We start from the raw sequence: 21,518 nt of genomic DNA on the forward strand, positions 1-21,518 counted from the left end.
TGGAAAAGAATGGAAGGGGCAGTCGCCCGCGGTGGTATCGGCATCGCCAAGGGGAACTTGAGGGCGGTCCGCACGGCGCGTCTCGGTTGCTGCGACGCGGCTCGGCTATCCTGCCCGACAACCGATGAAGTGGAAGTGGACATGGCCAAGCGACTCACCGCGTACGTCTGCAGTGAATGTGGCGCCGAATACAGCAAGTGGCAGGGCCAGTGCACCGAATGCGGCGTCTGGAACGTGCTGACCGAGATCACCCTGGAAAGCGCGACCCCCGCCAGCAAGTCCTCGCCGGCGTCGCGCCGCTCGGGGTGGGCGGGCAAGGTCGATGCGCCCAAGATCATGGCGCTCAAGGACGTGCAGCAGACCGAGCACCTGCGGGTGAGCACCTGCATCGGCGAGTTCGATCGCGTGCTCGGTGGTGGCCTGGTCGAGGGCGCGGTGATCCTGGTCGGCGGCGATCCCGGCATCGGCAAGTCCACGCTGCTGCTGCAGGCGGTGGCGAAGATGGCCGCGACCCTGCCGGTGCTGTACATCACCGGTGAGGAGTCGCTGTCGCAGGTCGCCGGCCGCGCGGTGCGGCTGGACCTGCCGCTGGACAACGTCAACGCCCTGGCCGAAACCCAGGTGGAAGCGATCCTGCAGCATGCCAGCGTGGCCCGGCCCAAGCTGATCGTGGCCGACTCCATCCAGACCCTCTGGACCGAATCGCTGACCGCGGCGCCGGGCTCGGTCAGCCAGGTCCGCGAGAGTGCCGCGCGGCTGGTGCGCTTCGCCAAGGAAACCGGCACCGCCGTGTTCCTGGTCGGCCACGTCACCAAGGAAGGTGGTATCGCCGGGCCGCGCGTGCTCGAGCACATGGTCGATGCGGTGCTGTACTTCGAAGGCGAGAGTGGCAGCCGCTTCCGCCTGCTGCGCGCGTTCAAGAACCGCTTCGGGGCGGTGAACGAACTGGGCGTATTCGCGATGGGCGAAAAGGGCCTGAAGGAAGTCTCCAACCCGTCGGCGATCTTCCTCTCCGGCGGCAGCACCCAGCAGCCTGGCAGCTGCGTGATGGTCACCCGCGAGGGCACTCGGCCACTGCTGGTGGAAGTGCAGGCGCTGGTGGACACCTCGCCGCTGTCCAACCCGCGCCGTGTCGCGGTGGGGCTGGAGCAGAACCGGCTGGCGATGCTGCTGGCGGTGCTGCACCGCCACGGCGGCGTGCTCACCGGCGACCAGGACGTGTTCGTGAACGTGGTGGGCGGCATCCGGGTGCAGGAAACCGCGGTGGATCTGCCTGTGCTGCTGGCGGTGCTGTCCTCGCTGCAGGACCGGCCGCTGGCCGAGAAGACCATTGCCTTCGGCGAAGTCGGTCTGTCCGGCGAGATCCGCCCGGTGCCCAACGGCGAAGATCGTCTGCGCGAAGCAGCCACCCACGGCTTCAAGCGCGCGATCGTGCCCAAGGCCAACGCGCCCAAGACCGGCAGCGTGAAGGGCATGGAGGTGATCGCGGTGGAGCGGCTGTCCGAGGCGATTGAAGCGGCCTGAGCCTTACACTGTTGGCGGCATCATCAATTCAATGGAGTAGTGCATGCGCAGAGGGATCGTGTGGATGGCGTTGGTGCTCGCGCCGACGGTACAGGCGGCGCCGGCGTGCGGCGATCCGGTAACGGTGGGGCAGGCGTTCCTGAAGGCGAGTGCGGACGATTTCCTCGCCACCTCGCCGAGCGTGCTGACCCCCGGTTTGGCCACGTTGCTGGCGGCCGAGCGCGAGTGCCAGCGGGTGGAGGAGGGCATCTGCCGGTTCGACAGCGATCCGTGGCTGGATGGCCAGGACGGCGAGATCGACGCACCGCCGGTGTTCGCCGTCAAACCAACGAAAGACCCCACACGCGTCACCGTGGAAGCGCGCTACCGGGTGTGGAAGGCCGCGCGGTTGGCCCGCCTGACGCTGGTGCGCGCGGCCGATGGCTGCTGGCGGGTGGATGACATGGTCACCGACAGCGGGCAATCGCAGCGCGCCCTGCTGTCGGCGCCCGTGGAATACCCGTAGCGCCGGGCTCTGCCCGGCAATCCCGGATCACGCAGCCGGGCAGAGCCCGGCTCTACGAGGCAACCCAGGATCACGTAGCCGGGCAGAGCCCGGCTCTACGAGACAACCCCGGATCACGTAGCCGGGCAGAGCCCGGCTCTACGAGGCAACCCCGGATCACGTAGCCGGGCAGAGCCCGGCGCTACCGTGAGTGTCCGAACACCAGTTCGATCACGAACTGGCTGCCGAAGAACGCCAGCAGCAGCAGCGCCATCGCGGTGAGGGTCCAATGCACGGCCTTGGCGCCCCGCCAGCCGTAGCGGCGGCGGCCGATCAGCAGCGTGCCGAACACGATCCACGACAGCACACTGAGCACGGTCTTGTGCACCAGCTTCTGGGCCAGCAGGTCATCGACGAACAGCACGCCGGTGACCAGGGTCAGGGTGAGCAGTGCGAAGCCGACTGTGATCACCCGGAACAGCAGGGCCTCCAGGTCGGCCAGCGGCGGCAGTGCCCGCAGCCAGGGGCGGAAATCGCGGCGGCGCAGCGCCCGTTCCTGCAGCCACAGCATGATCGCCAGCAGCGCGGCCACGCTCAGCGTGGCGTAGGCCAGCAGCGCCAGCCAGGCATGCGTGGCCAGCTGCCAGCCCAGCGGCTTGCTCGGCTCATGGCCATACCCGTGGTAGATGCACAGCACCGCAGCGGCCATCGGGAACACCAGCACGCCCAGCGCGGCCATGCGCCCGCGCGCAGCCACCAGCGAGGTCAGCCAGGCCATGCCCAGGCCCACCAGCGACAGCGCGGCGAAGAAGTGCATGTCCGGGCCACCGGTGGTGCGCATTGCCACCAGCACGTGGTAACCGCCGTGCAGCAGCATGGCCGGCAGCGCCGGCCACAGCCAGGCGGGTGAGCGGATCGCGTCATCGCGGCTGACGGCGCGCACCAGCAGGGCGGTGGCGGTCAGGTACAGCAGGGTCGCGATGAGAACGATTGTCATCGTGGCAGTTTCGCATACCCCCGGGGTGCTGGCGATGCCTGCGGCCACGGGGCGCAGGTGCGGTCCGGGGTGCTTGGCGGACCCGCTATACTGTGCGTCTCTCTGTCTTTCGTTCTGAACAGGTTGCCTCCATGTTCGAGTCCCTGACCCAGCGCCTCTCCGGCACCATCGAGCGGCTGCGTGGCCGCGGTCGCCTCACCGAGGAAAACATCCGCGAGGCCACCCGCGAAGTGCGCATCGCGCTGCTTGAGGCCGACGTCGCCCTGCCGGTCGTGCAGGCGCTGGTCGAGCGCATCAAGGTGCGCGCCGTCGGCCAGGAAGTGCTCAAGTCGCTGACCCCCGGCCAGGCGCTGATCAAGGTCGTGCGCGACGAGCTGACCACGGTCATGGGCTCGGCGGCGTCGGACCTCAACCTCAACGTGCCGGCCCCGGCGATCATCCTGATGGCCGGCCTGCAGGGTGCGGGCAAGACCACCACGGTGGCCAAGCTTGCCAAGCACCTGAAGGAAAAGCGCAAGAAGAAGGTGATGGTGGTGTCGGCCGACGTCTACCGTCCGGCCGCGATCGAGCAGCTCAAGACCCTGGCCGACCAGGTGGGCGTGCTGTTCTTTGCCTCCAGTGCCGACCAGAAGCCCGAAGCGATCGTCCGCGCGGCCATCGATGACGCACGCAAGTCGTTCGCCGATGTGCTGATCGTCGATACCGCCGGCCGCCTGGCCATCGACGACGCCATGATGGCCGAGATCAAGGCGCTGCACGCAGCGGTCAACCCGGCCGAAACCCTGTTCGTGGTCGACGCCATGACCGGCCAGGACGCGGCCAACACCGCCAAGGCCTTCGGCGAAGCACTGCCGCTGACCGGCGTGGTGCTGACCAAGACCGACGGTGACGCCCGCGGCGGTGCCGCACTGAGCGTGCGCTACATCACCGGCAAGCCGATCAAGTTCGTCGGCGTCAGCGAAAAGCCCGACGGCCTGGACGTGTTCCACCCCGACCGTATCGCCAGCCGCATCCTGGACATGGGCGACGTGCTGTCGCTGGTGGAGCAGGTCGAGCAGCAGGTCGACAAGGACAAGGCCCAGAAGCTGGCCGAGAAGGTTGCCAAGGGCAAGAAGTTCGATCTGAACGACATGCGCGACCAGCTCGAGCAGATGCAGAACATGGGCGGCATCGGCGGCCTGATGGACAAGCTGCCGGGCCTGGGCAACATTCCCGAGCACCTCAAGCAGCAGGTCAGCCAGGGCAAGGAAGTGCCGCGCATGATCGCCATCATCAACTCGATGACCAAGAAGGAACGCCGCAACCCGGGCCTGCTCAACGGCTCGCGCCGTGCCCGCATCGCGCGTGGTTCCGGCCTGACCCCGGCCGACGTCAACAAGCTCATGAAGCAGTTCCAGCAGATGGAAAAGATGATGAGCAAGATGGCCGGCGGCGGCATGAAGGGCATGATGCGCAGCATGAAGGGCATGATGGGGGCCATGGGCGGCCGCGGCGGCCTGCCGTTCCGCTGAGTACCCCGTGCGCGGCCGGCCTGCGGGCCCCGCGCACCCTCCGCTCCACCGTAATGTCCGCACGCGTCACCGGCCTGCGCCGGTGCGTCTTGCCAGCGCCTTGGCCGGGTGATTGACTAGCCCGCTGTATGACTCTCTCAAAGGAATGCCCGTGAACAAGTCGATCGTGGTGGTGGCGCTGGTCCTGGCGCTGGCCGCCTGCAAGGACGACACGTCGATGTCGCAGAAGGCAGGCAGTGCGATCAGCGGCACCGCCGCCGATTTCGTCGCCGGCCTGGGCGAGGGCGTGGACAAGCGCATGAGCGTGACGCTGCAGACCGACCCCGGCCTGGCCGCACGCGGCCTGACCGTGACCCAGGGCAAGAGCCGTGGCATGGGCTCCAAGGACGCGGCGGTGTACGTGGTGGCCGACAAGCCGTTCAAGGGCAAGCTGGTGGCACGTGCGCTGGATGCCGAGGGCACCGAGATCGGTCGGGCCGTGGTCGAAGAAGAATTCGCCGCCGACGACGCGCGCTATGTGACCTTCACGTTCAACGAAGAAATGGACAGCCAGCTGGTCCGCACCTACGCGGTGTCGGCGCGCTGAATCCTGCCGGCGTGCATGCCGGGCAGAGCGGTGCGGCGTATGCTGGCCGGGTCTGACCCTACAGGTGCGCCGCGCGTGAGTCGTTTGCCGATCCTCGAACGCGCCGACAGTTTCTGTCGGCGTTTTGCCTTGCAGGCCCCGATCCTGCTTGCCCCGATGGCCGGCGCCTGCCCGGTGCCGCTGTCGGCCGCGCTGGCCACGGCCGGCAGCATGGGCGCGATGGGCGCGGTGCTGTCCCAGCCAGCGGACATCGTGGCGTGGATGGATGATTTCCGCGCGCAGTCCAGCGGGCCGGCCCAGGTCAATGTGTGGGTGCCCGACGCGCCGCCGCAGCGCGATGCCGAGGCCGAAGCGGCCACGCGCGCGTTCCTGGCGCAGTGGGGGCCGGAGGTGCCGGTCAGTGCCGCCGATGCCGGCCCGGCCGATTTCGATGCGCAGTTCGATGCGCTGATCACCGCGCGTCCGGCGGTGGCCTCGACCATCATGGGCGTGTTCTCCGCAGCGCAGGTACAGCGCCTGAAAGACGCTGGCATTGCCTGGATCGCCTGCGCGACGACCCTGGCCGAAGCGCGCGCCGCCCAGGCCAACGGTGCCGACGCAGTGGTGGCGCAGGGGTTTGAAGCCGGCGGGCATCGTGGCGCGTTCGATCCGGATGCGGCCGAGCGTCAGTTGGTGGGGTTGTTCGCGCTGCTGCCGCGGCTGGCCGATCATCTGGACATCCCCGTCATCGCGGCCGGTGGCATTGCCGATGGTCGCGGCATCGCCGCGGCGCTGACGCTGGGTGCCAGCGCGGTGCAGGTAGGCACCGCGTTCCTGCGCACGCCCGAATGCGCGATCGATCCGGCCTGGTCGCACGCACTCGCCGCGGCCGAACCCGAAGACACCTGGCCGACGCGGGCATTCAGTGGCCGGCTTGGTCGCGGGCTGGCCACCCCCTACGTGCGCGCCGCCGCCGGTCCCGACGCGCCGCCGCCGCGGCCGTATCCGGTGCAGCGCGGGCTCAGTGCGCCGATGCGCGCGCAGGCCAACCGCGAGCACCGCATTGATGCCATGCAGGCCTGGGCCGGGCAATCGGCCTGGATGGCACCGGCGCGCCCGGCCACCGAGGTGCTGCAGCAGATGTGGTCCGACGCGCGGGCGCTGCTGGAATGACGCTCTACTGCAACGGCCAGCGCGCCAGCGTCGAGGATCTTGCCGGCGCGTTGACCAACTACGGCCACTTCACCTCGCTGCAGGTGCGCGGTGGCGCGGTGCAGGGCCTGGACCTGCATCTGCAGCGGTTGCAGCAGGGCACCGAAGCCTTGTTCGGCACCGCGCTGGATGCGACGCAGGTACAGGCCTGGATGCAGCACGCGCTGCACGCCGAAGAGATGCGCGATGCCGCGTTGCGGGTGACGGTGTTCTCGCGTGCGTTCGATTTCCGCCAGCCGCTGCGCCCGGTCGCGGTGGACGTGCTGGTGGCGGTCGCGCCGCCGGTGACGATGCCGGCCACGGCGCGGCGCGTGCGTTCGGTGGTGTACCAGCGCGAGCTGCCGCACCTCAAGCACGTGGGCACCTTCGCGCTGTTCGAACAGCGTCGGCGGGCGGTGCAGGACGGGTTCGATGATGCGCTGTTTGTCACCGACGACGGCGAGGTCAGCGAGGGCAGCACCTGGAACGTCGCCTTCCTGCAGGGCGACCAGATCGTGTGGCCGCAGGCGCCGGCCCTGCGTGGCACCCACGAACGGCTGCTGCAGGCCGGGTTCGCGCCGGCGCAGCAGCAGGTGCGTCCGGTGGCGCTGGCCGAGCTGGACCGGTTCAGCGGCGCCATCGCCTGCAATTCGGCCGGGGTCTGGCCGATCGAAGCAATCGATGCGGTGACCTTCGCCCGGTCCGAGATGTTCTGCCAGTGGGCCCGGGGCAGCCTGGAGGCCGCGCCCTGGCAGCCGCTGGGGACCCTCCGTGGCGCCGGTTAGCGCGCTATTCAGCTTGGCCGGTCTTCACAGGCTTGGAATGACCGCAGGCCGCCGCTATAATCGCCGGCTTACCGCGCCATCCTGGCGACTGGGCAATTGAGGAAACAACACCATGGTCAAGATTCGACTGACCCGCGGCGGCGCCAAGAAGCGTCCCTTCTACCACATCATCGTGACCGACTCGCGCAGCGCCCGTGATGGCCGCAACATCGAGCGCGTCGGTTACTACAACCCGGTGGCCCAGGGTGCGGAATCCCGCATCGTGCTGGACCTGCCGCTGGTCGACAAGTGGGTTGCCAACGGCGCCCAGATGACCGACAAGGTTCGCAACCTGTACAAGGAAGCGACCAAGGCCCAGGCCTCGGCGGCCTGATCCTGACGGGCCGCGCCTGCCGCGGCCCATTCGGTCTATTCAGATGAAAGATACCGAGCGCCGGATCCTGCTGGGCAGGATTGTCGGCGCTTTTGGTGTGCGAGGCGAGATCAAGCTCGAGTCCTGGACCGAGCCGCGTACCGCCATTTTCAACTATCAGCCCTGGATCCTGCGCACGCCCGCCGGCCAGGAGAGCACCCTGACCGGGGCACGCGGACGTCAGTCCGGCAAGCATCTGGTCGCGGTGTTTCCGGGCATCACCGACCGCGATGTGGTCGAGTCGATGTACGGAACCGAAGTCTATGTATCACGCAGCGCGCTGCCGCCGCCGAAGGCCGACGAGTATTACTGGGTCGACCTCGAAGGCTTGCAGGTGCGTACCGTGGACGGCGTTGAACTGGGGCGGGCGTCGCACCTGTTCTCGACCGGCTCCAACGACGTGCTGGTGGTGCAGGGCGACCGTGAGCGGATGATTCCGTTCGTGCAGCCCGAATTCGTTGTCTCGGTGGATTTCGAGGCCAACCTGATCGTGGTCGACTGGGATCCGGAGTTCTGATCCGGTGAGAATCGACGTCATCACGTTGTTTCCCGAGTTCATGGCACAGTCGGCCGCGCTGGGCGTGGTCGGCCGTGCCGCCGAGCGCGGCCTGCTCGACCTGCATGGCTGGAATCCGCGTGACTATGCCGAAGGCAATTACCGCCGGGTGGACGACCGTCCGTTCGGCGGCGGCCCCGGCATGGTCATGCTGATCGAGCCGCTGCGCGCCTGCCTGGCCGCGGCCAAGGCGGCCGACCCGGCGCCTGCGCCGGTGATCTACCTCAGCCCTCAGGGCGCGCCGCTGACCCAGGCCAAGGTGCGTGAACTGGCCGCGTTGCCGCGCATGATCCTGCTGTGCGGGCGTTATGAAGGCATCGATGAGCGCTTCCTCGATGCGGAGGTCAGCGAGGAAATCTCGATCGGCGATTACGTCCTGTCCGGCGGTGAGCTGGGCGCGGCGGTGATCGTCGATGCTGTCACCCGGTTGCAGGAGGGCGCCCTGGGCGATGCCGAATCGGCCGCCCAGGACAGTTTCGAAGGCCCGCAGGGGCTGCTGGACTGCCCGCATTTCAGCCACCCGGCCCAGCATGAATGGGGCACTGTCCCGGACGTGCTGCGCTCGGGCAACCATGCCGCCATCGCCCGCTGGCGCCGCCAGCAGTCGCTGCTGCGGACCGCAACCCGGCGGCCGGACCTGCTTGACGAGGCCCAGCTGTCCAAGGCCGACCGGATTCTGCTCGCGCAGGCCCGGCAGGCCCTGGCCGACGACCCTTCCCCCTAGCGCGGGGCAGGAATCTTCGGTTATCATTGGCGATTCCCATCAGGCCTCTGTGCCCGGTGGTGGAAACCCTACAAAAAACGTGCAGCACAGTCCGGTGACTGCATGAGCCCACGTTGTCGAACGACACGACCACCCGAACACTATCGGTGCACCCATGAGCAAGCTGAACAAAACCATCCTTGCGGATTTCGAATCCGCCCAGATCACCCGCGAGCTGCCGAAGTTCAGCCAGGGTGACACCGTCGTCGTCAACGTGAAGGTCAAGGAAGGCAACCGTGAGCGCGTCCAGGCTTACGAAGGCGTCGTGATCGGCACCAAGAACGCCGGCCTGAACTCCGCGTTCACCGTCCGCAAGATCTCGCACGGCTACGGCGTCGAGCGCGTCTTCCAGACCCACAGCGCCATCATCGACTCGGTCGAAGTGAAGCGTCGTGGTAAGGTCCGCGCCGGTAAGCTGTACTACCTGCGTGGCCTGGAAGGCAAGGCTGCCCGCATCAAGGAAGATCTGGCTGCCGCTGCGCAGGCCAAGCAGGCCCGCCTGGCTGCTGCCAAGGCTGCCCAGTAATACCGCGCCGACAACCCCGGTTGTCGCGCAACGAACGGCCACCTTCGGGTGGCCGTTTTCGTTTGTGGCGCATGCCAACGGCGGGGGCATGATCCGCAGGTGTCCGTTGGAGTTGCCCTACCGGCCACGCACCGATTACGGTAGCCCCCTACGCTCAGGTCAGGACGACGATGCCCCATTACCCCGCCAAGGTCCGCACCGCGCTGCAGCTCATGCACGACGCCGGTGTTCCGCAGACGCTGCGCGCGCCGCCGTTGCACCGGCTGCTGTGGCGGTTGGGCATTGCGGTGTCGCCGCCGCTGCTGGCCGGTTTCACCGCCAACGCGCTGCTGATGGGCGTGTTCTTCGGCGTGACCTGGGGCGTGTTGATGCTGCCGCTGTTCGGGCTGCTGGTACCCCTGAAGACGTGGGGGATCGCGGCTAGCGCCTGCTTGGCCGGCGCACTGTTCGGCGTGATCATGGGGCTGATCATGCGCGCCCAGCAGCAGCGCTACCGGCTGCCGGCGTGGCGCAGCCTGCCGGATGGGCGCGCCGCTTAACCGGTGCGGTGTGGCACCGGTTGCGGGGCGGCCGTGGGCGGCGCTTCCGGGTTGAGGTCGGCCACCGGTGACGGCGGCATGGCCGGCACCTCGGCCGGGGCCGCCATCTCTTCGCGATGGGTCGGCAGCATGTGCGCCTTGCGCCAGCCACCCCAGCGGTAGTACGCCAGCGACAGCAGCATCGCGCAGAACGAGCTGACCGGGAAACTCCACCACACCGCGTCGGCGCCCCAGCTGTCCTGCAGCAGTTCGGCGAACGGCACGCGGATGCCCCACAGCGAAACGGCCAGGATCAGCAGCGGCGGAATCACCGCGCCGGTGGAGCGCACCACGCCGGAAATGACGAAGTTCACGCCGAAGAACAGGAACGACCACACCGCGATGTGGTTGAGGTGGCGGGCCACCTCCAGCGACTGGCTGGCGTCGGGCAGGAACAGCGCCAGCGTGTAGCGGTCCAGCAGTATCAGCGGCAGGATCAGCACGCCGGTCAGCAGGAAGTTGTACAGCACGCCACTGCGCGCGGTGCCGCGCACGCGATCCCAATTGCCGGCGCCGACGTTCTGCGCGGCCATCGACGAACAGGCCGCGCCGATCGCCATCGCCGGCATCTGCACGTAGGTCCACAGCTGCAGCGATGCGCCATAGGCGGCGGCAGTGTCGGTGCCGTAGCCGTTGACCATGCTCATCATCAGGATCATCGACAGCGAGATCAGCACCATCTGCAGGCCCATCGGCACGCCCTTGACCACCAGCGCACGCAGGATGGTGGTGTCGATGCGGAACATCGCCATGTCCTTGCGGCCCAGCCACAGCACGTGCCGCTTGTTGCGCATGTACCAGAGCAGGCCGATCAACGACAGGGTCTGTGCAATCAGCGTGGCCCACGCCGCGCCGGCAATGCCCAGCTGCGGGAACGGGCCGATGCCGAAGATCAGCAGCGGGTTGAAGCCGATGTCCAGCACCACCGACAGCAGCAGAAAGCGGAATGGCGTGCGCGAATCGCCGACACCGCGCAACGCCGAGCTCAGGAACGCGAACGCGTACAGCGTGGGCATCGCCAGGAAAATGATGCGCAGGTAGGCCTCGGCCAGCGGCAGCGACTCGGCCGGGGTGCCCATCGCGGCCAGCAGCGGGTGCGACAGCCACCAGCCGGCGATGGCGATCACCACCGACAGGCCGATGAAGAAGGTGGCACTGGTGCCCATCACCCGGCGTGCCTGGGGAATGTCGCGCGCGCCCATGGCCTGGCCGATCAGGATGGTGGCGGCCATGCCGATGCCGAACACCGAGCCGATCAGGAAGAACATGATGTTGTTGGCGTTGGCCGTGGCGGTCAGCGCCGCTTCGCCGAGGAAGCGCCCCACCCAGATCGCATTCACCGACCCGTTCAGCGACTGGGCGATGTTGCCGGCCAGGATCGGCAGCGCGAACAGGAACAGGTTGCGCCCGATGGGGCCGGTAGTCAGGTCAAGCGGCGCCTTGGCCATGTGCGATGGAGATCGGGCTCGGGGAGAGGCACACTAGCATCAAGCCCGTCAGGGAGGTATCGCGATGCAGATGATCAACCGCAGCCGGTGCCGGCGCGGCGCAGTGGCTGACCGGTTCATGCCCGCGTTGGCGCTGCTCTTGATTACCGCGGTGCTGCCCGCATGTTCTTCGGGTATGGACCGCCTCGGCGATGCGCAGGTGCGGCCCATGGACCGACCGGAATGCCAGGTCGGCAGCGAGCGCCGGGATCTTGATGCGGGTGTGCCCGTGCTGATCGGCGGTACCGGCTGCCGCGGCAATCCGGCGGCGCCGCAACCCCTGAACCGACGACCGGCAGAGCCGGGGAGCTGAACAACCCGCATGATCGAAGCAACGCCGTTGGCCGCCGTGCGGCTGGATGTGTGGCTGTGGGCCGCACGCTTCTTCAAGACCCGCAGCCTGGCCAAGCAGGCCGTGGAGACGGGCAAGGTGGACGTGGCCGGGCAGCGCCCCAAATCCTCGCGCGCGGTGCGCGTGGGTGAGCAGCTGCAGATCAGCCGGGGCGACGATATCTACGAAGTGCAGGTGCGTGGCCTGAGCGAGCTGCGCGGGCCGGCGCCGGTGGCCCAGCAGTTGTATGAGGAAAGCGAGGCGTCGCGGGCGCGGCGGGCCGAGGCGCATGCCCAGCGCCAGGCCGCGCGCAATGGCTACCTGCCGCCCGAGCATCGCCCTGACAAGCGCGCGCGCCGGTTGATCCGTGCGCTCGGGGATATCGATTCGCTCTAGCGGATGCCGGGTTTCCGTGCATTGTTGCTATGGATGGTGGAAACACGCGCGCAGTCACGGTGCGCTCCAGAGGCATGCTTCAGGCTGCTGCTTCGTTCAAGGAGTCGCACCCATGCGCCCGCCGTTGATCCGCCTGTGTTGTCTGTTTCTGTGCCTGTTCGCCTTCGGCGTGCAGGCGGCCACCGATGCCTTCTGGAGCCAGCCGCAACGCGGCGGCAACAGCTTCAACGAACAACCCCCGGACCGCGCGTACTTCGATGCGCTGCGCGCCACCGGTGCCACCTGGGTACGGTTGACCCCGGACAAGTGGCGGTCGGCGGGCGGCCGCGATTTCCTGATGGGCAACGCCGATCACTACCAGGGGCTGGTGCCGGCCGACGTCGCCACCCTGCGGCGCGTGCTCGACGATGCCGATGCTGCCGGCATGAAGGTGGTGCTGGTGCCGCTGTCGCTACCGCTGCTGCGCTGGAAGCAGAAGAATGACGGCGTGGTCGACCAGCGGCTCTGGCAGTCGTTCGACAACCACGTGCCGGCGCAGGCGTTCTGGCGCGACCTCGCGCGCGCGCTGCACGGGCACCCGGCGCTGGTGGCCTACAACCTGATCAACGAGCCCGCGCCGGAGTACGGCACCACGCTGCGCGAACACGCCGACCCGGCCGCGATGCGTGCCTGGTACGCCACGGTGAAGGACGGACCGCGCGATTTGCCACGCTTCTACACCGGCCTGATCGCGGCCGTGCGCGAGGTCGACGCCGATATGCCGCTGATGCTGGACCCGGGCTGGTATGCCGCGGCCGACGCGTTGGCCTACTGGCCTGCGGCGCTCAAAGATCCCCATCTGCTGTACAGCGTGCACATGTATGAGCCGTACGCGGCCACCAGTGCCCCCAACCAGAAGCGGAGCCCGCCGTATCGCTATCCGGCGGTGGTGCCGTTCGGGTCCGGGAAGGAACAGTGGAACGCCGCCCGTGTGGCCAGCTATCTGCAGCAGCCCTTGGCGTGGGCCGACCAGCATGGCGTGGCGCGGAGCCAGATGGTGGTCGGCGAGTTCGGCTGCATGCGCCGTTGGGCGGATTGCCCGGCCTACCTGGAGGACGTCCTGCGCGTGCTGGAGGCGCACAAGGTGCATTGGGCCTTCTACGCGTTCCGCGAGGATGCGTGGGATGGCATGGACTACGAACTGGGCGATGCCGCGCTGCCCTGGACCTACTGGCAGGATGTGGACGCGGGCAAGGTACCCACGCCCAAGCGCACTGACAGCCCGCAGTTCGCTCCGATCCTCAAACGCCTGCGCGCCGCCGACCGTTGACGCCGGCGTGCGGCGGCCTGCCAGGGGAGTGCATGTCGACGGACGCCGCAAGGGACCGACCCGCAGGTCGGTCCCCTGGATGGCTCAGGCGTGCAGGTCGTAGCGATCCAGTTCCATCACCCGTGTCCAGGCGGCGACGAAATCCCGGACCAGCTTCTTCTCGCCGTCGGCACTGGCGTACACCTCGGCCAGCGCACGCAACACCGAGTTTGAACCGAACACCAGATCGGCCCGGCTGCCGGTCCAACGCTTGGCGCCGCTGCTTTCGTAACCATTGCCAGCGGCCTTCCACTGCGTGCGCATGTCCAGCAGGTTCACGAAGAAGTCGTTGCTCAACGTGCCCGGGCGATCGGTCAGTACGCCCTGCGCATTGCCATCGACGTTGGCGCCCAGCACGCGCAGCCCGCCGACCAGCGCGGTCAGCTCCGGGGCGGTCAGCGTGAGCAGCTGCGCCTTGTCGATCAGCAGCACCTCGGCCGGCACGCTGTAGCGGCCCTTGAGGTAATTGCGGAAGCCGTCGGCGTACGGTTCCAGCACCGCGAACGAGTCCACATCGGTCTGTTCCTGGCTGGCATCGGTGCGCCCGTGCGTGAACGGCACGCTGATGTCGTGGCCACCGGCCTTGGCGGCCTGTTCAACACCCACGCCGCCGGCCAGCACGATCAGGTCGGCCAGCGACACCTGCTTGCTGCCGCTGCCGTTGAAGTCCGACTGGATCTTTTCCAGCGCGGCCAGCACCTTGGCCAGCTGCTGCGGCTGGTTCACCGCCCAGTCCTTCTGCGGGGCCAGACGGATGCGCGCCCCGTTGGCACCGCCGCGCTTGTCCGAGCCGCGGAAGGTCGATGCCGACGCCCACGCGGTGGACACCAGCTCGGCCACGCTCAAACCGGCATTGGCGATCTGCTGCTTCAGGCCGGCGATGTCCTGGGCGTCGATCAACGGCCGGGTCGCTTCGGGTACCGGATCCTGCCAGATGAACTCCTCGGCCGGGATCTCCGGGCCCAGGTAGCGCGTGCGCGGGCCCATGTCGCGGTGGGTCAGCTTGAACCAGGCGCGTGCGAAGGCATCGGCGAAGGCCTGCGGCTCGGCCAGGAAGCGGCGCGAGATCTTTTCGTAGGCCGGGTCCACGCGCAGCGACAGGTCGGTGGTGAGCATGGTGGGGCGATGCTTCTTCGACGGATCGTGCGCGTCGGGAATGATCGCCTCGCTGTCCTTGGCCACCCACTGATGGGCACCGGCCGGGCTCTTGGTCAGTTCCCACTCGTGGCCGAACAGGATCTCGAAGAAGTCGTGGCTCCACTGCGCCGGGGTGCGCGTCCAGGTCACTTCCAGGCCGCTGGTGATGGTGTCGCCGCCCTTGCCGCTGCCGAACGCGTTCGACCAGCCCAGGCCCTGGCTTTCCAGCCCGGCCGCTTCCGGCTCGGCACCCACGTTGTCGGCCGGGCCGGCGCCGTGGGTCTTGCCGAAGCTGTGGCCGCCGGCGATCAGGGCAACGGTTTCCTCGTCGTCCATGGCCATGCGGCCGAATGTGTCGCGGATGTCGAAGGCCGCCTTGAGCGGATCCGGGTTGCCGTCCGGGCCTTCCGGGTTCACGTAGATCAGGCCCATCTGCACGGCCGCCAGCGGATTCTCCAGGTCGCGCGAGTGGATGTCGCCGTCGGCATCGTCATCGGACACCAGCACGCCGTGGTCTTCCTGCACGCCCTCCGAGCCATGCGCATAGCGCACATCGCCGCCGAGCCAGGTGGTTTCGCGGCCCCAGTACACGTCCTGGTCCGGTTCCCAGGTATCGGGCCGTCCGCCGGCGAAGCCCAGCGTCTTGAAGCCCATCGATTCCAGCGCGACGTTGCCGGTGAGGATGAGCAGGTCGGCCCAGGAAATGGCCTGGCCGTATTTCTGCTTGATCGGCCACAGCAGGCGGCGTGCCTTGTCCAGGCTGACGTTGTCCGGCCAGCTGTTGAGCGGGGCGAAGCGTTGCTGACCCCGGCCACCGCCGCCGCGCCCGTCGCCGATACGGTAGGTGCCGGCGCTGTGCCAGGCCATGCGCACGAACAGGCCGCCGTAATGACCGAAGTCGGCCGGCCACCACTCCTGCGAGTCGGTCATCAGTGCGGTGAGGTCGGCCTTGAGTGCGGCGTAGTCCAACCCCTTGAACGCGGTGGCGTAGTCGAAGCCGTCATCGAGCGGAGTGGAACGGTTGGAATGCTGGTTGAGCAGGTCCACGCGCAGCTGCTTGGGCCACCAGTCGCGGTTGGTGGTGGCATCGCCGACGAGGGCGTGGTTGAACGGGCACTTGGCTTCGCTTTTCATGGGTCGCTACCTGTGTACTTGCGAATGTGGGCACCTGCCGCGGTTGGCAGGGCGATCGGAAAGGGCACTTCGCTCAGGGCGAGGAGCATCCGGCACGGTCGATGGGCAGGGATTGGACGCGCGTGCGCGATGGGGTCAATCGATGCATCCGACGATCTCCTGCAGGAATGCCTCTACGTTAAGCACGTTCAGACATTCGGTAAATTCGAACGAATCAACCAAAGTGATAGGTACGGCCTATAGCAAGGCGCAGGTAGTGCCGGCCGCTGGCCGGCTCCCCGCACCCCTGCCAGCGGCACACCCCCAAGGCACGCCCCGAGATCAGCGCTTGCCGAGCAACCCGCCCCCCAGCTTGAGCAGGTCGCCGATGCCCAGCTGGCCATCGCCGTCCTGGTCCAGCACCGAGGTGAGCAGGCCGCCGCTGCTGGCTGCTTGCGCTTCCTGGCCGAGTGCCTGGCTGAGCTGGCCGGCGTTGCCGCCGTTGGCGAAGCGCTGTGCCAGGTAGGACATGACGATCGGGGCGAGGATGGCCAGCAGTTGGCTGGTCTTGCTGCTGTCCAGGCCGGTGGCCTGACTCAGACCCTGCGCGGCACGGTCGCTGTTGCCGCCAAACACATGGCCGAGGATGCCGGCCCCGTTGGTGGCGTTGCCACCGCCGCCGCCCAGCACGCTGCCCAGCAGGCCGCCCAGATCGAAGCCGCCCCCGGCAGCCGGCGCGTGATCGCGCTGCAGTGCACCGAGCAGGGCGTCGGCGCCTTGCGGTTGCTGGGCGTTGCGGCCCATCGCGCCGAGCAGCAGCGGCAGGGCCGCGCCGACGGCATTGCTGGCTTGGGCTGGTTCGATACCCAGTTGCTGGGACACCTGCTGCAGGCCTTGGCCCTGCTGCAATTGTTGGAAGAGGGAGGCAGCAAGCGATGCGTTGTTCACGACGGACTCCAGGCAGGTGACGGACCGCCCGAGCATACCGCCGGATTTACTACGGCGATGCGAAGGGGCCAACCGACCGACGGTCGGGTGCGACCGGGCGGGGGATGCCGAGCATCACCCGGTAGGGCACGACCGTTGGTCGTGCCGCGGTGGGTGTGCGTGGAGCCGGCCAGCGGCCGGCACTACCGGGGTCGCCCGGGTACGGGGCCATCCGACCAGAGCGCGTTGGGCGGGGTACGGGGCCAACCGACGGTCGATCGGGTGCGACCGGGCGGGGGATGCCGAGCATCACCCGGTAGGGCACGACCGTTGGTCGTGTCGGGCGCCGTTCAGACCAGTGCCTTCAACCGGTACAGCGCTTCCAGCGCCTGCTTGGGCGTGAGCTCGTCGGGGTCGATGGCGGCCAGGGCGTCCTGGGCGGCGGTGTTGGGGGCGTTGAACAGGCCGAACTGCTGCGGTGCATCCAGCGCCTGCGGGGTGACCGTGGCGACCTGGCTTTCCCCGCCACGTTGCTCCAGTTCGGCCAGGCGACGGCGGGCCTGGGCGACCGTGGATTTGGGCAGGCCAGCCAGTGCGGCCACCTGCAGGCCGAAGCTGCGGTTGGCCGGGCCGTCCTTCACAGCGTGCATGAACACCAGGGCGTCGCCGTGCTCGACCGCATCCAGGTGCACGTTGGCGATACCGCTGGGGCCGCCTTCGTGCTGCTCGTCGGCCAGTGCGGTCAACTCGAAGTAGTGGGTGGCAAACAGCGTGTAGCAGCGGTTCTGGTAGGCGAGGTGGCGCGCCACCGCATCGGCCAGGGCCAGGCCGTCGTAGGTCGACGTACCGCGGCCGATCTCGTCCATCAGCACCAGCGAGTGGGCGCTGGCGTGGTGCAGGATGTAGCTGGTTTCGGCCATTTCGACCATGAAGGTCGACTGCCCGCGCGCAAGGTCGTCGCCGGCACCGATGCGGGTCAGGATGCGGTCAATCGGGCCTATCACCGCGCGGCTGGCCGGCACGAAGCTGCCGATGTGGGCCAGCAGCACGATCAGCGCGTTCTGGCGCATGTAGGTGGATTTACCGCCCATGTTCGGGCCGGTGATCACCAGCATGCGACGGTCCGGGTGCAGGTCCAGGTCGTTGGGTTCGAACGGCTGTTCGCGCACTGCTTCCACCACCGGATGGCGGCCACGTTCGATGCGCAGGCACGGCGCGGTCTCCAGTTCCGGGCGCGCCCAGTCCAGCGCCTGGGCGCGCTCGGCGAAACCGGCCAGCACGTCCAGCTCGCTCAAGGCACCGGCGCACTGCTTGAGCGGCTCCAGCTGGCCGCCCAGCGTGTCCAGCAACTGCTCGTACAACACCTTCTCGCGCGACAGCGAACGTTCGCGCGCGGACAGCACCTTGTCCTCGAACGACTTCAGCTCCTCGGTGATGTACCGCTCGGCATTGGTCAGGGTCTGGCGGCGGGTGTAATGCACCGGCGCCTTGTCGCTCTGGCCCTTGCTGATTTCAATGTAGTAGCCGTGCACGCGGTTGTAGCCGACCTTCAGCGTGGCGATGCCGCTGCTGATGCGCTCGCGCTGCTCCAGGTCGATCAGGAACTGGTCGGCATGGGTGGACAGGCGGCGCAGTTCGTCCAGCTCGGCATCGAAGCCTTCGGCGATCACGCCGCCATCGCTCAGTTTCATCGGAGGCGTCGGCGCGATCGCACTGGCCAGCAGGTGCGCGCATTCGTCGTGCTCACCCAGCGCCGCATGCAGCGCCACCAGGCGCGGCGAATCCAGCGGCGCCAGCACCGCGCGGACCTCGGGCAGCAGGCCCAGGCCATCGCGCAGGGTGGAAAAATCGCGCGGGCGCGCCGAACGCAGCGCCACGCGGGTGAGGATGCGTTCCAGGTCGCCAAGCGCACGGAAGGCATCGCGGATGTCGCCCTCGGCACCGCGGTCGATCAGCGTCGCCACCGCATCGTGGCGGTGTACCAGCACATCGCGCAGCCGCAGCGGGCGGTGCAGCCAGCGCCGCAGCAGGCGCCCGCCCATCGGCGTCACCGTGGTGTCGAGCACGCCGAGCAGGGTGTTGCGGGTATCCCCGTCCACCCGCGTGTCCAGTTCCAGGTGGCGGCGCGTGGCCGCGTTCATCGCGATGGCCTCGCTGGCGGTCTCGGTGGCGATCGCGGTGAGGTGGGGCAGGCGCTGCTTCTGGGTCTCTTCGACATAGCCCAGCAGTGCGCCGGCCGCGGCGGTGGCGCGCGGCTTGTCGTCGATGCCGAAGCCGGTCAGGTCGTGCAGCTTGAAGAAGGCCAGCAACTGGCGGCGGCCGCTGTCGGCATCGAACAGCCACGGCGCACGGCGCCGGATGCCGTTGCGGTGCTTGAGGAACTCCGGCCAGTTTTCTTCGTCGGGGACCAGCAGCTCGGCCGGCTCCAGCCGGGCCAGCTCGGCTTCCAGCGCGTCTTCCGAATCGACCTCGTTGACCAGGAAACGGCCACCGGCCAGATCGGCCCAGGCCAGGCCATAGCCGTGCTTGCCGCGCGACAGCGCCATCAGCAGGGTGTCGCGGCGCTCGTCCAGCAGTGCTTCGTCGGTGACGGTGCCGGGGGTGACGATGCGCACCACCTTGCGTTCCACCAGGCCCTTGGCCAGCGCCGGATCGCCGATCTGCTCGCAGATCGCGACCGATTCGCCCAGCGCCACCAGCCGGGCCAGGTAGCCTTCATAGGCATGCACCGGCACGCCGGCCATCGGGATCGGCGCGCCGCCGGAGCTGCCGCGCTGGGTGAGGGTGATGTCCAGCAGCCGCGCGGCCTTGCGCGCGTCGTCGTAGAACAGCTCGTAGAAATCGCCCATGCGGAAGAACAGCAGCAGGTCCGGGTACTCGGACTTTGCGGCGAAGAACTGCTTCATCAGGGGGGTGTGTTCGGGCTGCTTTTCGGTCACGCGGGGTCCATCAACGTCGGGGGCGGGCCGGAAGGCCACCAGAACGACCATTGTAGGGGAGGGGGCGGGGAGGGCGAAGCGCGGGCGGGCTGCCGGGTGCAGAACACACTCGGCACCCGGGACAGTGGGCGCTGCCGATCAGTCCGTGGTCAGCCGCACGTTGGGATGCGCGGCGAAGATGTCCATCACGATGTCGAAGTAGGTCTGGCCGTGGCCGCGCGCCAGTGCGTCGAGCTGGGCGTCGATGGCACCCGGATTGAACGTGCCGGGGCGCGCGCGTTTGGCCTGCAACCAGGCACGTGTTGCTGCCACGCCGAGTGCTGCACGGCTGTGCGCGATGTCTGCCCAGTGCACGCTGACGGCCGCGTGCCCGGCCAGTGCGCCGTAGCCGCCGTACAGCAGGTCATCCAGCGCATCCAGGCTGGGGCCGAGCTGCCAGTCTTCGGCGGCCATGAACACGCGGTTGATCTCGGCATAGAAGCTGGCGATGTCGTGAACCGCGCTGCCGTCCACGACCAGGATGGTACCGGCCATGCTCATGCCGGCCGGCCGCCTACCCTGCGCTGCCAGGCAGCGGGGGGGGCGTGGAGGGCATGGGCAGGGTCGGTTGATCCATCGGGGGTCAGTCCGTTTCGACGCGCTTTTCGTAGATGATCTTCTCGGACACGATGTCGCCATTCACCGCGCCTCGTCCCGGCGGGACATCGACGATACGGTAGGCGAAATCCACCCGGGTGATCGTCGCATAGCCCACGGTGATGCCGCTGTGCGCACCGCGGCCCTTGAGGTCGCCTTCCCACTTCCATTCGGGCTCGGCATAGACCACATAGCGGCCGGGCTGGACATTGGCAAAGGCGAAGTCACCTGTGGAGTTGGTGGTCATGGTGCGGCGGAAGGGCAGCACGGACGGGTCCATGGCGGCCACGGTGCGCACCGGAGCGCCACGCACTTCCTTGGTGCCGCCCTGTTTCATGTACAGGTCGAGCCATGCCTGGGTGTAGGCGTTGTGCGGCACCAGGTGCACCGGCTGCGCTTTGACCGGGTCGCGTTCCTTCGAGCCGCCGAAGTAGATGATCCCGCTGGGCGCGACACCTCCCTTGATGCGATACCGCGTGGTGACCATCCCCTCGATAGACCCCGTGCCCGCCGCCATGGCGCTCTTGAACTGCGCCGGATCGGGTGTGGCAGTGGGCAGAATGCGGTTGATCGGATCCCGCTCCGGCATGACCTCGTTGGCCTGCGTGGCGGCGGAAAACGCAATCATCGACGCAAGCAGCGCCATCGTGATCTTCTTCATCGTGGTGTCAGTCCCTTGTTGTGTATCCGGATCCGTGGATGCCTTGTTCGGCTCGCCAGGTGGCGGAGCGCGCAAGGTGGCATGGCGTAGCGGTACGCCTGCGGCGGCGAAGTTACCAACTTCATCTGGCCACTGCAATCCTGCGATGCACGCCGTGGTCGCGCTTCGCAGGTGTCCGCTGCCTGAACGCAATCCGGGCATTGACGTGGCCTCGACATGTTTTCACTGCCGGTTGCATCCAATGGGCGCAGGCTCGCTCCATGTCCTGCGAATGAGGAGACGAACATGAAGACGATTCAACGTGTGATGTGCATGGGCGCGCTGGTGGCCGCTTCGTTCGGCGCCGCTGCGCAGACCTACGGTCCCAAGGACGAAGGCCGCCGCTTCAACGACGGCAGCAAGGTGGTCTGCAAGAACGTGGAAGTGCAGCGCAACGCGAAGGACCCCAATCGTATCGCCGGCACCGCCACCGGTGCGGTGGTGGGTGGCCTGCTGGGCAACCAGGTGGGCGGTGGCAACGGCAAGAAGCTGGCGACCGTGGCCGGTGCCGTCGCAGGCGGCGCCGCAGGCCGCAACATCCAGGGCCGCAGCCAGCAGAAGAACGGCGACCGCGTGGTCGAGCGGCGCTGCGAGCGCCAGTACCGCTGAGCC

22 protein-coding genes are annotated in these 21,518 nt (G+C 68.1%); 15 read left to right on the plus strand and 7 right to left on the minus strand.

Annotation, left to right across the window (positions count from 1 at the left end; all coding sequences use genetic code 11):
- The first annotated feature begins 141 nt into the window (after positions 1-141).
- Both radA and ABIA71_RS18755 read left to right on the plus strand, forming a co-directional pair.
- Positions 142-1,524, plus strand: coding sequence for a DNA repair protein RadA (gene radA / locus ABIA71_RS18750; RefSeq protein WP_354287255.1), 1,383 nt, complete (start codon positions 142-144; stop codon positions 1,522-1,524).
- Between the two features lie 43 nt (positions 1,525-1,567).
- Positions 1,568-2,029 (plus strand): YqhG/Tai3 family protein, encoded by a 462-nt coding sequence (locus ABIA71_RS18755; RefSeq protein ID WP_354287257.1) that lies wholly within the window; start codon positions 1,568-1,570, stop codon positions 2,027-2,029.
- 181 nt (positions 2,030-2,210) lie between these two features.
- Here ABIA71_RS18755 and ABIA71_RS18760 read toward each other — a convergent pair whose 3' ends face one another.
- On the minus strand, positions 2,211-3,005 hold the full coding sequence (locus tag ABIA71_RS18760) for a cytochrome C assembly family protein (RefSeq protein WP_141057215.1): 795 nt from the start codon (positions 3,003-3,005) through the stop codon (positions 2,211-2,213).
- Positions 3,006-3,136: 131 nt separating this feature from the next.
- On the opposite strand from ABIA71_RS18760, the gene ffh reads away from it, so the two are divergent.
- The 9 genes from ffh to ABIA71_RS18805 all read left to right on the plus strand — a co-directional run bounded on the left by ffh (position 3,137) and on the right by ABIA71_RS18805 (position 9,853).
- Positions 3,137-4,516 carry a signal recognition particle protein gene (gene ffh / locus ABIA71_RS18765; protein ID WP_038689636.1) on the plus strand — a complete coding sequence of 460 codons (1,380 nt, stop codon included), beginning with the start codon at positions 3,137-3,139 and terminating at the stop codon, positions 4,514-4,516.
- Positions 4,517-4,667: 151 nt separating this feature from the next.
- Complete coding sequence (locus tag ABIA71_RS18770) at positions 4,668-5,102, plus strand: hypothetical protein (protein WP_141057214.1); 435 nt, start codon at positions 4,668-4,670, stop codon at positions 5,100-5,102.
- A gap of 75 nt (positions 5,103-5,177) precedes the next feature.
- Positions 5,178-6,254 (plus strand): NAD(P)H-dependent flavin oxidoreductase, encoded by a 1,077-nt coding sequence (locus ABIA71_RS18775; protein WP_354287261.1) that lies wholly within the window; start codon positions 5,178-5,180, stop codon positions 6,252-6,254.
- Positions 6,251-7,057, plus strand: coding sequence for an aminotransferase class IV family protein (locus ABIA71_RS18780; protein WP_354287263.1), 807 nt, complete (start codon positions 6,251-6,253; stop codon positions 7,055-7,057). Before ABIA71_RS18775 ends, ABIA71_RS18780 begins: the two co-directional genes overlap by 4 nt.
- Positions 7,058-7,169: 112 nt before the next feature.
- A complete protein-coding gene (gene rpsP / locus ABIA71_RS18785) occupies positions 7,170-7,430 on the plus strand; it encodes a 30S ribosomal protein S16 (RefSeq protein WP_017356068.1) in 261 nt (86 codons plus the stop codon).
- Positions 7,431-7,473: 43 nt separating this feature from the next.
- Positions 7,474-7,986: a ribosome maturation factor RimM gene (gene rimM, locus ABIA71_RS18790; protein WP_128096302.1), complete on the plus strand. Its 513-nt coding sequence runs from the start codon at positions 7,474-7,476 to the stop codon at positions 7,984-7,986.
- 4 nt (positions 7,987-7,990) lie between these two features.
- Complete coding sequence (gene trmD / locus ABIA71_RS18795; RefSeq protein ID WP_038689627.1) at positions 7,991-8,749, plus strand: tRNA (guanosine(37)-N1)-methyltransferase TrmD; 759 nt, start codon at positions 7,991-7,993, stop codon at positions 8,747-8,749.
- Positions 8,750-8,903: 154 nt separating this feature from the next.
- Complete coding sequence (gene rplS, locus ABIA71_RS18800; protein WP_038689625.1) at positions 8,904-9,314, plus strand: 50S ribosomal protein L19; 411 nt, start codon at positions 8,904-8,906, stop codon at positions 9,312-9,314.
- Positions 9,315-9,484: 170 nt separating this feature from the next.
- The gene (locus ABIA71_RS18805; RefSeq protein ID WP_354287266.1) at positions 9,485-9,853 is read left to right on the plus strand and encodes a DUF6404 family protein; all 369 of its coding nucleotides are present in this window, start codon (positions 9,485-9,487) and stop codon (positions 9,851-9,853) included.
- On the opposite strand, the gene ABIA71_RS18810 is transcribed toward ABIA71_RS18805, so the two are convergent.
- Positions 9,850-11,340, minus strand: a complete 1,491-nt coding sequence (locus tag ABIA71_RS18810; protein WP_354287267.1) for an MATE family efflux transporter — start codon at positions 11,338-11,340, stop codon at positions 9,850-9,852. The genes ABIA71_RS18805 and ABIA71_RS18810 overlap by 4 nt on opposite strands.
- 64 nt (positions 11,341-11,404) lie before the next feature.
- Here ABIA71_RS18810 and ABIA71_RS18815 point away from each other — a divergent pair, with 64 nt between their 5' ends.
- From ABIA71_RS18815 to ABIA71_RS18825, 3 genes are all read left to right on the plus strand, one after another.
- A complete protein-coding gene (locus tag ABIA71_RS18815; RefSeq protein WP_354287269.1) occupies positions 11,405-11,692 on the plus strand; it encodes a hypothetical protein in 288 nt (95 codons plus the stop codon).
- Between the two features lie 9 nt (positions 11,693-11,701).
- The gene (locus ABIA71_RS18820; protein ID WP_128096305.1) at positions 11,702-12,106 is read left to right on the plus strand and encodes an RNA-binding S4 domain-containing protein; all 405 of its coding nucleotides are present in this window, start codon (positions 11,702-11,704) and stop codon (positions 12,104-12,106) included.
- Between the two features lie 112 nt (positions 12,107-12,218).
- Entirely contained in the window at positions 12,219-13,415 is a 1,197-nt protein-coding gene (locus ABIA71_RS18825) for a glycoside hydrolase family 5 protein (protein ID WP_354287271.1), read from the plus strand.
- Positions 13,416-13,499: 84 nt separating this feature from the next.
- Here the strand turns inward: ABIA71_RS18825 and katG are convergent, their stop codons facing one another.
- The 5 genes from katG to ABIA71_RS18850 form a co-directional block, all read right to left on the minus strand.
- The gene (katG, locus tag ABIA71_RS18830; RefSeq protein WP_354287273.1) at positions 13,500-15,725 is read right to left on the minus strand and encodes a catalase/peroxidase HPI; all 2,226 of its coding nucleotides are present in this window, start codon (positions 15,723-15,725) and stop codon (positions 13,500-13,502) included.
- Positions 15,726-16,046: 321 nt separating this feature from the next.
- Positions 16,047-16,688 (minus strand): DUF937 domain-containing protein, encoded by a 642-nt coding sequence (locus tag ABIA71_RS18835; RefSeq protein WP_354287275.1) that lies wholly within the window; start codon positions 16,686-16,688, stop codon positions 16,047-16,049.
- 293 nt (positions 16,689-16,981) lie between these two features.
- Positions 16,982-19,537, minus strand: a complete 2,556-nt coding sequence (gene mutS, locus ABIA71_RS18840; RefSeq protein WP_354287336.1) for a DNA mismatch repair protein MutS — start codon at positions 19,535-19,537, stop codon at positions 16,982-16,984.
- 171 nt (positions 19,538-19,708) lie between these two features.
- Complete coding sequence (locus ABIA71_RS18845) at positions 19,709-20,104, minus strand: barstar family protein (protein ID WP_354287338.1); 396 nt, start codon at positions 20,102-20,104, stop codon at positions 19,709-19,711.
- An 88-nt stretch (positions 20,105-20,192) separates the two neighbouring features.
- Complete coding sequence (locus ABIA71_RS18850) at positions 20,193-20,867, minus strand: carboxypeptidase-like regulatory domain-containing protein (protein ID WP_354287277.1); 675 nt, start codon at positions 20,865-20,867, stop codon at positions 20,193-20,195.
- Positions 20,868-21,152: 285 nt separating this feature from the next.
- On the opposite strand from ABIA71_RS18850, the gene ABIA71_RS18855 reads away from it, so the two are divergent.
- Positions 21,153-21,515 carry a glycine zipper 2TM domain-containing protein gene (locus ABIA71_RS18855; RefSeq protein WP_038689601.1) on the plus strand — a complete coding sequence of 121 codons (363 nt, stop codon included), beginning with the start codon at positions 21,153-21,155 and terminating at the stop codon, positions 21,513-21,515.
- Positions 21,516-21,518: the final 3 nt, after the last annotated feature.

It is taken from the genome of Stenotrophomonas sp. 2619 (assembly GCF_040548725.1).
Taxonomy (GTDB): domain Bacteria; phylum Pseudomonadota; class Gammaproteobacteria; order Xanthomonadales; family Xanthomonadaceae; genus Stenotrophomonas; species Stenotrophomonas maltophilia_AP.

Bases quoted from the DNA above. Each gene is read 5' to 3' on its own strand.
- ABIA71_RS18850 (WP_354287277.1), bottom strand. From the start codon at position 20,867: ATGAAGAAGATCACGATGGCGCTGCTTGCGTCGATGATTGCGTTTTCC.
- ABIA71_RS18855 (WP_038689601.1), top strand. From the start codon at position 21,153: ATGAAGACGATTCAACGTGTGATGTGCATGGGCGCGCTGGTGGCCGCT.
- katG (WP_354287273.1), bottom strand. From the start codon at position 15,725: ATGAAAAGCGAAGCCAAGTGCCCGTTCAACCACGCCCTCGTCGGCGAT.
- rplS (WP_038689625.1), top strand. From the start codon at position 8,904: ATGAGCAAGCTGAACAAAACCATCCTTGCGGATTTCGAATCCGCCCAG.
- ABIA71_RS18805 (WP_354287266.1), top strand. From the start codon at position 9,485: ATGCCCCATTACCCCGCCAAGGTCCGCACCGCGCTGCAGCTCATGCAC.
- ffh (WP_038689636.1), top strand. From the start codon at position 3,137: ATGTTCGAGTCCCTGACCCAGCGCCTCTCCGGCACCATCGAGCGGCTG.
- ABIA71_RS18825 (WP_354287271.1), top strand. From the start codon at position 12,219: ATGCGCCCGCCGTTGATCCGCCTGTGTTGTCTGTTTCTGTGCCTGTTC.
- mutS (WP_354287336.1), bottom strand. From the start codon at position 19,537: ATGAAGCAGTTCTTCGCCGCAAAGTCCGAGTACCCGGACCTGCTGCTG.
- ABIA71_RS18820 (WP_128096305.1), top strand. From the start codon at position 11,702: ATGATCGAAGCAACGCCGTTGGCCGCCGTGCGGCTGGATGTGTGGCTG.
- radA (WP_354287255.1), top strand. From the start codon at position 142: ATGGCCAAGCGACTCACCGCGTACGTCTGCAGTGAATGTGGCGCCGAA.
- ABIA71_RS18760 (WP_141057215.1), bottom strand. From the start codon at position 3,005: ATGACAATCGTTCTCATCGCGACCCTGCTGTACCTGACCGCCACCGCC.
- rimM (WP_128096302.1), top strand. From the start codon at position 7,474: ATGAAAGATACCGAGCGCCGGATCCTGCTGGGCAGGATTGTCGGCGCT.
- ABIA71_RS18780 (WP_354287263.1), top strand. From the start codon at position 6,251: ATGACGCTCTACTGCAACGGCCAGCGCGCCAGCGTCGAGGATCTTGCC.
- ABIA71_RS18810 (WP_354287267.1), bottom strand. From the start codon at position 11,340: ATGGCCAAGGCGCCGCTTGACCTGACTACCGGCCCCATCGGGCGCAAC.
- ABIA71_RS18835 (WP_354287275.1), bottom strand. From the start codon at position 16,688: ATGCTCGGGCGGTCCGTCACCTGCCTGGAGTCCGTCGTGAACAACGCA.
- rpsP (WP_017356068.1), top strand. From the start codon at position 7,170: ATGGTCAAGATTCGACTGACCCGCGGCGGCGCCAAGAAGCGTCCCTTC.
- ABIA71_RS18755 (WP_354287257.1), top strand. From the start codon at position 1,568: ATGCGCAGAGGGATCGTGTGGATGGCGTTGGTGCTCGCGCCGACGGTA.
- ABIA71_RS18845 (WP_354287338.1), bottom strand. From the start codon at position 20,104: ATGGCCGGTACCATCCTGGTCGTGGACGGCAGCGCGGTTCACGACATC.
- ABIA71_RS18815 (WP_354287269.1), top strand. From the start codon at position 11,405: ATGCAGATGATCAACCGCAGCCGGTGCCGGCGCGGCGCAGTGGCTGAC.